General features: G+C 50.4%; 9 protein-coding genes. All 9 read right to left on the reverse strand.

The window, feature by feature from the left end; genetic code table 11:
• On the reverse strand, positions 1 to 772 hold a 772-nt coding region (locus FP815_13585), incomplete at its 3' end, for an oxidoreductase (protein MBA3015956.1).
• A 20-nt stretch (positions 773 to 792) separates the two neighbouring features.
• Positions 793 to 2064 (reverse strand): glycosyltransferase family 4 protein, encoded by a 1272-nt coding sequence (locus tag FP815_13590; protein ID MBA3015957.1) that lies wholly within the window; start codon positions 2062 to 2064, stop codon positions 793 to 795.
• A 153-nt stretch (positions 2065 to 2217) separates the two neighbouring features.
• Positions 2218 to 4476, reverse strand: a complete 2259-nt coding sequence (locus tag FP815_13595) for a hypothetical protein (GenBank protein ID MBA3015958.1) — start codon at positions 4474 to 4476, stop codon at positions 2218 to 2220.
• 119 nt (positions 4477 to 4595) lie between these two features.
• A complete protein-coding gene (locus FP815_13600) occupies positions 4596 to 5345 on the reverse strand; it encodes a TVP38/TMEM64 family protein (GenBank protein MBA3015959.1) in 750 nt (249 codons plus the stop codon).
• 726 nt (positions 5346 to 6071) lie between these two features.
• On the reverse strand, positions 6072 to 7019 hold the full coding sequence (locus tag FP815_13605; protein ID MBA3015960.1) for a response regulator: 948 nt from the start codon (positions 7017 to 7019) through the stop codon (positions 6072 to 6074).
• A gap of 248 nt (positions 7020 to 7267) precedes the next feature.
• On the reverse strand, positions 7268 to 7669 hold the full coding sequence (mscL, locus tag FP815_13610; protein ID MBA3015961.1) for a large-conductance mechanosensitive channel protein MscL: 402 nt from the start codon (positions 7667 to 7669) through the stop codon (positions 7268 to 7270).
• Positions 7670 to 7755: 86 nt separating this feature from the next.
• Complete coding sequence (locus tag FP815_13615; protein ID MBA3015962.1) at positions 7756 to 9177, reverse strand: methyl-accepting chemotaxis protein; 1422 nt, start codon at positions 9175 to 9177, stop codon at positions 7756 to 7758.
• 17 nt (positions 9178 to 9194) lie between these two features.
• The gene (locus FP815_13620) at positions 9195 to 10112 is read right to left on the reverse strand and encodes a hydrogenase small subunit (GenBank protein MBA3015963.1); all 918 of its coding nucleotides are present in this window, start codon (positions 10110 to 10112) and stop codon (positions 9195 to 9197) included.
• A 44-nt stretch (positions 10113 to 10156) separates the two neighbouring features.
• Positions 10157 to 10674, reverse strand: a 518-nt coding sequence (locus FP815_13625; GenBank protein ID MBA3015964.1) for a nickel-dependent hydrogenase large subunit, incomplete at its 5' end; no start/stop codon positions are given.

Genomic DNA, 10674 nt, shown 5'->3' on the forward strand with positions numbered 1-10674 from the left:
CGAGAAAATTAAGGTGGATAATCGGTAGGCCACGGGCGATGTCGATTTTTACGCCAATGGTTATCAGCTCTCTGAGCAAAATGCAGATTCCTACCCGTGCCGGGACAAAGGTAAGTTCTTTAATCAGATTGTGTCCATTGATGAGTCCTACGACACAGTCACGCACAGCGAGGAGAAACTCGACCCCCATCAACAAGGCCACTCGGATAAAGCTTACGATGTTGGTGATGAATAAGAAAGCCAGGACCAAGGGGTTGGCAGCACGGATAAAACTACCCCAGCCCAAAGATGAGGGGCAGAAATGTGATTCTTCTGCTCCTCCAGAGAAAATGCCGGTGTAGACGCTGCCACCGGTGAGCAGCGGGGTGCCTTTTTTCTTCAGTAGCTTTTCGATCTCTGCTACAGAATCAGGGTCATACATCCGAAATATTTTGCCTGTTTTCTTATTGATGAAGGAAAAAGCCGGCACTGCCCCCCGGACACCATAGAACAGCTCTCCCTGGACAGCTGGGGTGCTGGAGGGCAGGCCGGAATAGTGCACATGGAGATGGTAGCTCTCTTTGCGCATAAGTTCTCGGATGAAAGGCATTTTCTTTTTTTTCAGGGCGTGCTGAAACTGGGAGAGAGAGAGTCCATCGATTTGGACCATGATTACCCCCGGTGCTGTGGCTGTCCCCCGAGAGTGCGGGAGCCTCAGCAGCCTGATTGCCTGTTCACTGCGATTGAAGAGGCTTGCCAATCTGCGAAAGAAAATTTCAACCCGAAAAATCATGGGTTCTGATCTTCCTTTTGTTACGTTTTTTCGTCATGAATTGCCGCATCTGCCGCCTCAATGAGATTTTTTACCAGGGACCATTCGGCTGAGATCATCCCCGTGATAGCTTGCCAGGCGCTGTACTCTTTCTGCCGGTTGATGAACTCTTCGTTTCTGATGGACTCATACAGTTCAAGGGCTTTGGTGGCCGAATTTTCAAGTGAAAATTTTCTGGCAGTGAGTTCGGCGGCGATTTTGAACCGTAAAAACTCGTCTTTCTGGAGTAGCGCCAATGAACGCAGGGCAGCGCTGAAATCATGGATAGTTTCAGTGGGCAACAATAGGCCATTAAAGTTGTCTTGCACCACTTCTCTTACTCCAGGGGCGTTGAGGGCAACGACAGGCACACCGGCTGCCATGGCTTCAGTCAACACCATGCCTTGGGTTTCACTTTTTGAGGCAAAGGCGAAGATATCCATTGCTTTGTAGGCGCTGGCCAGCAGGGGGTGGTCCAGTCTGCTGACGATGTGTAGGCGGTTGGCTAAATTTCTGTCTTTGAAGATTGATCGGATAATCTTTTCTGAAGGTCCGCTGCCGATTACCAGAAATCTGGCATTGAGATCGGTGGTTAGATAGGCGGCAATCGCCATGGTCAGAAATTCCAGGTTTTTTTCCGGGGCAAGTCGACCTAGGTGGCCGATCACAAAGGAAGTCAGAGGGATATCCAGCGCAGACCGAAAACCCATGCCATTGCCGTGCTCATACAGCTCAAGGTTCACACCGGTAGGGACAACTTCAATCGGAGTAACCACTCCTCGGTCGAGAAGGATGGTCGCGATGCTTGCGCTTGGGGCGAACACCAGATTGCAGAGATTGGCGTAGCTTGTTGACAGCTTGATGATGAATTTTTTCATGGCGGTTGAATTGCCAGGTACGTAATGGGTGTACTGTTCATACATGGTGTGGTGGGTAAAGACCAACGGCAATTCATGCTGTTTTGCAATGCGAAGGGCGGTATCGCCGATCAGGAAAGGATGATGGACATGCACTATGTCCGGCTGGAAGTTGATGATGGCATCAGAGAGAAAACCGGGGGTGGGGAGGATTACTGAAAAATCACTGCCATTGAATCGTTGGATTGCCGGGATACGGATGACGTTGTTCTCGTCAGCAGGCATGTTCTCAAAGGTCGGGGCCACAACCATGACCTGATGCCCTTTGCTGCGGTAGGCCGCAGTAAACGATTCAATTGAACGGGCCACGCCGCCGACATGGGGCGTGAAGGTGTTGGTCATCATCAGGATATTCATGACGTTAGATCCTTTTGGGTTGACGGTGATTCAGTTACCAGTTTACGGTTAACCGAATCACTAACCGCAAACTGGTAACCGTAAATCACAAATCACAAACCACTAACCACTAACCACTAACCACTAACCACAAACCTAAGCATTATTAGATTATCAATCCTTAATAAGTGTGAGTGTCTGGTGATCGGTAGCCACAGCTTGAGACCGGAACCCTGGCAATCGGACTGAAATTTCAGGTTGGTCGTTATGCCATTTCCCTTGCCAGCGGATCACCACTTGATCCGCCTCGGTATTATTGACCGGGACCGCAAGAGTTATTGAGATGGCGCCAAAGGAGGTTGGCGCCGGTCCGAAGGATAGATTCGCTCCTGCTGTCAGCCACTCTATGGGGATTCCTGCTGCGAGAATAAGGGTATTACCTTCTTCTCGAACAAAACAATTTCTGATCATCAGGATCCATTCAGCCGCAGCCCAGGCGTGCTGGCCATCTCCCATGCAGCCGCCCTTGGTGCGAGGATGAATCGCTTCCGGCCATTGGCCGGTAGGTGATGCCAACTCCGCAACTGTGCGGATCAAGGGGAAGAATCTGGGGTCTTCGGCCCGAAGAAGGACTTGGGCGAGGTGTAAGGTTAGATAGGCATTGATTCCGGAATGGATCATGTCCTGGAAAAAACCGCCATCCACCAAGCAATTGGTAAGGAGGAAATCCACGGTGTTCAACAGCCGTGCATCATCTGTAGGACCGAGCTGCAGCGGATATCCGCAGACCAACGAACCAATGGCGCCGGAGTCCAGGCGACGGTAGGGGGAGGCGGGAACGATTTCCTGTTCCAAGCGGGTAGCGACTTTATTGAGACTGCGTTCAACCGCATCCCGGAAACGTCTTGCCTCTTTGGTGAAACGCTCTGCGGCGGAGGAGTCTCCAGCCATTTTCATCAGCGTAGCAGCTGCCTCAAGACCGGCAATTCCCCAGAAATCATCCCAGTAGTAAAAGTCATTAGGCCCTAGATGTTCGGCGCTGAATCCGGCAGGCAAGAGCCCGGCATGCAAATAATCCAATGTGTCGGGTAATCGTTTGTTAATAATCCATTCGCCGCCATGGCGGATAGTCTGCAGCCAGTTTGGCTTGGGAGGTAAACCGGTAATCTCGCAGAAGCGACGCATGGTCCAGAGCGCTTCGCCATTGGAATCCCACTCCCCCTCCTGGGAGAGAAAATATCCCCTGGTGGTCTGCCGATCGGCAAATTGATCGATGGCTCGTTCGGCACGGTCGATAAGGCCGCTGACAAGTAAGCTGTAGATAATAAAGGCCGCGTCGCGAAACCAGAACCGCTTGTAGGTAAACGGTCCGGGGTAGACCTCTTTGGGAGAGTGCAGGACAATGGTTCGCAGTGCAATTTCATAGAGGCGCTGAAAATGTTGGCACGGGATCTTGATGGTGCAATGGTTGGCGAGACTCTCCTGCCAGGAAACAGGAGGACTGTTTTTGATTCTTTCATCCTGGTCGAGTCGTATTCGCACAGTGACTTTTCGAGACTGACCTGCTTCTATTCTAAAGAGCGCTGCCGCGGTTAACAGACCGATATTACAGAACTCATCGTTCTTCTCCCTGGTGTCATGGAGATGGATGCGAACGTCTCCTCCCCGGTAGGTGGAGAGGTGATGACGTTCGACAGAATCGCTGAAAGAGACGCATGGGTTGCCATCAACGGTCCATGCCTTGCGGTCGGGAGAAAGGGTGATTTTGTGGACAAAGCTGATCCCTTCAGGGTTGTAAGGACGAAGTGCGACCGCAATCCAGCCAGAGGTGTCAGCTTGAGCCGAGATCTCTATTTGGCTATGGGGGCAGCCTTGGTCAGGTACTACAGAGGACTTGAGTTCCAGGATTAGATCGTCTTGGACTATTGTGGTTATCACGGCAACATCCGGTGATAATTCCAGGGACTGAGTGGCGCTATTCGAGCGGGAGGGAAGGATCTGTCGCTTGTTGTCGGTTATCAGCCAGCTGTCAATGGACCAGCTGTCCCAGAAAGGAGTGAGTAGGCCACGAGGGTCGACAATAGGAAGTTCATCGAAGTCCGGGACTCCAATGGCTGTCCAGTTTCGATGGGTTAGGTTGATATGGGTAATTGAGAAGGCCCGAGGAATGAACGATTTGCTTCTCGGGTTGTACTGCTTTTCAACCCAGTATGGCCACAGCCAATCAAGATTGTGCTGAATGACCCGGCTGTTAATAAGGCCACGGCTATGCATGACCACTCCGGCGCGCAGAAGTTCGATGGGTTCTGTAACTTCCGAGGGCTGAGCAAAGTGGTGCAAGCGGGCCAGTAAGGCAATTGGGTCAATAAAACCGTGGGCTCGTGCGAGATACCGTACGCCAAATCTCCAGGGAAGCCATTTCATCCATACCATGTGAACAACCCTCTCTGTTTAGGAGCCGTCACGAAATAACTTGTCCAATGCCGGTTGTCCTATTTCGGCTGCTGCCGAGTCGGCTATTGTGAAGGGCCAGGTTATTTCTTGATGACGGCTCAGTTACGCTGTGGGGCAGGGTTCGATTTCGTGTTTGCATTCGCTTGCATGATTGTGCGGAAAACTTTCTGAGCCTTGCGTGTCGCAATGATGACTACGGTAATGAGTATTGTCAGGCCTAATCCATAGAGAGCCCACACGACTGGTGATCGTTCCACTCTCTGTGTGCCGAGCATGGTAAGGTCGGCGGCAAGGGAACCGATGTAGGCATTGCAAAAAGAGATTGGCATAATTCCCAAAAAGGTTCCGATGAGGAAATCAATGACCGTGCAGCCGGTAAGCCCAAAAAAATAATTGGACAGTTTAAACGGAAAAAAAGGGATCAGGCGGGTCATCAGAATAGTACCCCATTCTCTTCGTTTAAAGGCGTCTCCTAATAGTTGCAGCCGCTGATCATTGAGAAAATATTGGGCATATTTGGTGCCAGTGAGTTGTTGGGCAATGAGAAATGCGAGGAGTGATCCAAGGGTTGTGCCGATAACTACATAAAGCCCGCCTTGGAAAACACCAAACATAAAGCCAGCCCCAAGGGTCAGGAGCAGGCCAGGCAGCAGTAAGACCACAACAACGGCATCAATCAGGATAAAGATCAGCGGGGCCCATACCCCCTGTTCTTCCAGCCAGCCGAGAAAAGAGAGGATATGGACCCGCAAATCCATACGCATAAGAAAGACGATTAAGAGCGTAGCCAGCAACAATGCAGATAACACGAGATGCTTTCCTCTGAACAATTTTCGGAGTAGTTGCATTGTTTCCCCCGTGGCGGGTGCTGTTGCCTATCTTGTAAACGTTCACCGGGCACCCCATCTGCTTTGTTAGCGGCCTGCTCATGTGCAACTAGCACACTTCGCAGACCGCTTTCGCGCATCTGGGGCACCCGGTGAACGTTTACAGTCTGGTGAAATCCGCACGTTCAACGCTTCTGGTGAACGATTACCCTATCTTTTAGTACTCACGCAAAAAAAACTAACGGGATAGCTAGAAAAAAGGGCCGTAGCGCGGCAGACCGACTTTTTCGAAACTGTAATTATTCTCTTATGCTAGAATCTTACCAGTCTATAAACAGGTAAGTCAAGTGTCTTCATCTCGATAATTTGTTCAAGCGAGTTACTGATGATTGTGACATTGTTGTCGATCCAGCTGCGGGAAGCGCTTTCGATCTTTTTTGGTACGTTCGAGTTGTTTTCTCGTTGTGAACAGTCCGTTGGGGCCACTTTACCTTAATCGGTCTCGTAAAAGAGGTGACAGTTGACTTGATAGGTGGAAAATTTTGTAACCAATCGAGATAACGTTCTTCTATCTGCCAGTGTCAGTCATTTCTGGAGGGTGAGCATGAGCAGGCGGGATGCTGATAAAGTCGATAATTCGGTGCTACATATGGGTATTTTTTTGTGTTTCGGATTCAGGTTAAAAAGAGATTGCCATGATATGCAATTACGCATTGTGGGGAGGGATTGTAGGGAAGATTCTCTGCACTATAGGATGGAAATAATGGTTTTATAAAGATTTTTCTTAGTGTTTGTTATCTGTAATTTTTTTCTGATATTTTCTCGATGAGTACGAATCGTGCCTGGAGACACCTGCAGGATCGCGGCGATATCTTTGGATGATTTCTGTTGCTTCATGAGATTGATGACCTTGGTCTCCATCTCGGTAAAAGGCTTATGCTTGAAGGCCCTGCTTTGAGTGGAGGGGGTGAAGATATCTTCCAAGTTCATCGTGATGATGTCGAGATAATGCTGTTGAACTTCATGGAGCCGGGAGTGGTGCAGCTTGTCAAGATAGGGCGCAATTTCTTTAAGAAAACGAGTCGTCAGGGAATGAGCAAAGGCGTTTTTTTCTATGTCGCGTTGGCGCAGGATGATCCGAAGAGCGGTATTTGTTTCTACGAGTTCTTCCTTCTGGCATTGGACCTGATCCAGGAGGGTGTTCTTCTGTTGGCTCAGGTCTATTTCGGAATGATGTCGTTTGGTAATTTCTTGCTGAAGAATTTGCAGCAAGGCTCTGTCTCTGGTGATCTTGGTGATTTTTGCTTTGAGTTCTTCTAACTGAAAAGGCTTGGTCATATAATCGGTGGCGCCAGCCTTAATTACATCAATAAGACCATAGTTATGAGCATACGCGGTCATGGCCACAACATCTGTCCCAGGATAATGCTGCTTGATATGGGCAATCAGTTGCATGCCATTGATGTATGGCATGTTCATGTCGGTGAATACTAGCGGAAAGACGTTAGACTTAAGTATTTCTATAGCTTCTTTGCCGTCTTTAGCGAGGGTTGGGGTAATGCCAAGGATGGAGAGGGTATCGCTCATGAGATTTAAGAGATTGGGGTCATCCTCAACAACGAGAATGCAGGATGGCCAATTTCCAGCATCAGCGCTCTCTGCATATTTTCGGATGGGGTCTGGGGTGGAAATCATAAGAAGTGGTTATCTCTTGGTTGCAGGGAGGAGAAGGATGTGTTCGGAACTGCCACGAAATAAGGGGGGGTAACGGTAGGCTCTCTTCGCTGCTCTTGTGCCGATTCGGTGGTCGTGCATGGTCAGGGGATGTCTTGACAACGGCTTAACGGCGTAGGCCCCGCCCAAAAAGATGCCGTCGTGCAATTTGTGGTGCGAAAAGGGGAGGATTCACTGGTCTTTTTCGCACTTGCAACGTGGGAGAAGAATTATTTCTGACGGAGTAAGTCCCGGATTTCGGTGAGCAGTTTTTCCTCTGCTGATGGCGCTGGAGGTGCTGCGGGAGCCGCTTCCTCTTTTTTCTTTAATGTATTCATCCCTTTGATCATCATGAAGATGGCAAAGGCGACGATAAGGAAATCAAAAACAGTTTGAACGAAATTGCCGTAATTCAGGGTGACAGCCGCAGTCTCACCCGCCGCTTCTTTAAGGGTGAGCGCAAGACTCGTGAAGTCAACCCCACCAATGAGGATCCCTATCGGAGGCATGACAACATCCGCCACAACGGATGATACGATTTTGCCGAAGGCGCCACCAATGATGATACCGACAGCCATGTCAACAACATTGCCTCGCATTGCAAAGGTCTTGAACTCTTGCACCATGCTCATGATTTTGTCTCCTTTATTAGTTTAATTTGGTCTTTTACTCTGTGCAGCTCGGTGGTTGAATCATTTATCGATTTTACCACGGATAATTACGACTGGGGATGATTTTCACCGCTAATGAGACTGGCCAGTTTCTGAATATAATCGTTGAGATGTTGTGACTGTTGTTCCATGTTGGCAGCTAGGTGGGAATCTTTGTCGGCATCAGCTGCGTTTTGTTGGGTCGCATCATCAAGTTCCTGCACTGCCGTTGAGACCTGGCGGATTCCGAGGGACTGCTCTTTGGATGCGGTGGTTATTTCCTGCAGAATACTGCTCGTTTTTTCGGCCTGTTCGACGGCTTGTTTGAATGATTTGTCTGTTAATTGAACCAGTTGCACGCCGTTGTTGACTTTTGCGCTAGTCCCTTCCAGTAACTGTGCGGTATTTCTGGCCGACTCTGCCGCTCGCATGGCCAGGCTCCGGACTTCATTGGCAACTACGGCAAATCCTGCCCCCACCTCTCCTGCCCGAGCTGCTTCAACGGCAGCGTTTAAGGCCAGCAGGTTGGTCTGAAAGGCAATTTCGTCAATAGTCTTGATGATTTTTGAAGTTTCGTTATTGGCTTGAGCGATTCCCTGCATGGCCTGAGACAGCTGGTCCATCGCCTGGTTGGCATCGGTCATGACCTTTCTGGTGTCGCTCATCAGGACATTGGCTGAGCCTGAGTTGTCGGCGTTCTGGAGAGTCATTGCCGAAATTTCCTCAATAGAGGCGCTGGTCTCTTCAAGGGAGGCTGCTTGCTGGGAGGCTCGTTCGGCCATTGACTGACTGGATGCAGCTGCTTGACTTGCGACTTCGGAAAGCATGGTGGCGCTGGCTGTCAATCCGTCGATGATGTGGGTTATCGGTTTGGTTACGGTGCGAAGCATGAAGGTATAGATACATCCACTGGTAATGAAGAGCAGGAGCAGGCTGCCGATGGCAAGCATCCATTGGAGGCGGTTGATGGTCGAGGTCAAAGGGCTTAAGTCGTAGGTCAGGGAGAGGCTGCCGCCGATTTCACCTACTCGCCACGTCAGATGGCAGCGGACACAGTCAGTAATAACAACTTGAGGGCTGACAATCCGAATGGTTTTGCTGTTGATTTCCTCAAAGGTTTTTTTCTCATTGAGGGATAGTTGGATCTCTTCAGGTAGAGTGGTGTCTTTTTCGATGGCGTCGGATGACGATAGGTTGATTTTTCCGTTACGATCATAAAGCGAGGCGTCGAGAATTCCCTTGATTTCATGCTGTTGCATCAGGAGTGTCTTGAAATTTTTCATCTGCCCCCGTTCGAGGGATCCTTTTACCCCCTCCTGGAACGAGGTAAACAGGGTGTGCACGGAATCAATATAGGTCGCCTTCATTTTGTCTTTGACATAGGCATTGAGCAGGATCGTCCCACCGATAAGGACCACGACCAGAACGGCGTTGATGAAGATCATGATTCGATGGCTGACAGAATATTGCGAGAAGGTCTTCAACTTCATAGCGATTTTTCCTTACCTTAGGTGATGATTTTTTGAGATTCGGTCAACCGGTAGAAGGGGATATCTTTCTGCCGTGCAAAGTTAGGTGAAGCGCAGCCGATACATGGCGCGTTGCTGTCGATGCACCATGTGCGACCACCATTCCACCAGCGGGTTGGGCAATCGGCGTTGGTGTCGGGACCAAGACAGCCAAGTTTGAATAAGCACCCCTTGTCGCCAAGTTTCTTGGCAAAAATTTCCTGTTGGAAGTCATGGTAGCGCGGACAAAGGTCATGCACTTTACGACTAAAAAAGAGCTTGGGGGAATCGTTGATCAGTTCCGGGACCCCGATTTTGACCAGATGAATGATGGTGTGCCATACCCAGTCCGGGTGGACTGAACAGCCACGGATATTGACCACGAGCTTATTGATATTTCGCTTTTCGTAAAACTCCTTAAGTCCGATGGCGCCGGTGACGTTGCCCTCCGCTGCCGGGATGCCACCGTCGCAGGCGCAGGCGCCGATGGCAATCGCGCCGCTCATGGTTTTGGCGGCTGCTTCAAGATGTTCGGCAAAGGTTTTCTCTCCAATCATGCAGGCTTCCGGCATCTTCTCGGGGATGGCGCCTTCTACGGCCAGAAAGTACTCGCCGGCTTGACCGGAGATGTATTTCTCCACCAGGTCCATGGCCTTTTTGCCGGAGATGGCAGAAAGATCGGCATGGAAGGCAAGTTGCGAGTATTCGGTAATCATGGCCAGGGGGGAGGGTGATTCCGCTTGAAGCAGGGAGATTGAGCAGCCGGTACAGGACAGCCCCTGGAGATAGATAATCTTGGGTACTTTGGCCGGATCGATTTTGTTGAGGGCGGCCAACACTGGTCCCGGCATTCCGCTGATGCCAAATGAGGCGCTTAATGCTGCGGCAAGTTTGAGAAAGTCCCGTCTGTTTATCATTGATCGTTCCTTGAAGTGTCGTGGTGGACCTGTGTCTACAGTCTTTAGTGGACTGCGCAGGCGATGCAGGGATCAAAAGAGTGGACAATCCGGACTGACTCGATTTGTTCATCCGGAGTTTCAATCGCAGTGCCAATAAGAGCCGATTCCATGGCCCCTGGTTGGCCTTTGTCGTCTCGAGGGGAGGCGTTCCAGGTGGTGGGGACGACGCATTCGTATTTGGCAATCTTGTAATCTTCGATTTTGATGTAGTGGAGCAGTCCGCCGCGGGAGGCTTCTGTAACCCCGACCCCCTCTCCAGATCGAGGAATAGTGAGGTCGGCCATGGTTGGGCCGCCTGGGTCGAGGCGTTCGGTTTCGTCAAGAAGAAAATCAGCGATGATCGCAGCCTGGAGCGCGCGGCTTAGGTGACGACCAAGGACGGAGTTAAGGTCACTTGGGGTGATCTGAGCGATGCCGGCATACTTATTGACCAGCTCCTTGAGGACGGGGTTGTTGCCTTGGTGGTAATCAACCATGACCCTCGCTGCCGGACCGACTTCAATCATCCGTCCATCATAAC

It is taken from the genome of Desulfobulbaceae bacterium, assembly GCA_013792005.1.
GTDB lineage: Bacteria > Desulfobacterota > Desulfobulbia > Desulfobulbales > VMSU01 > VMSU01.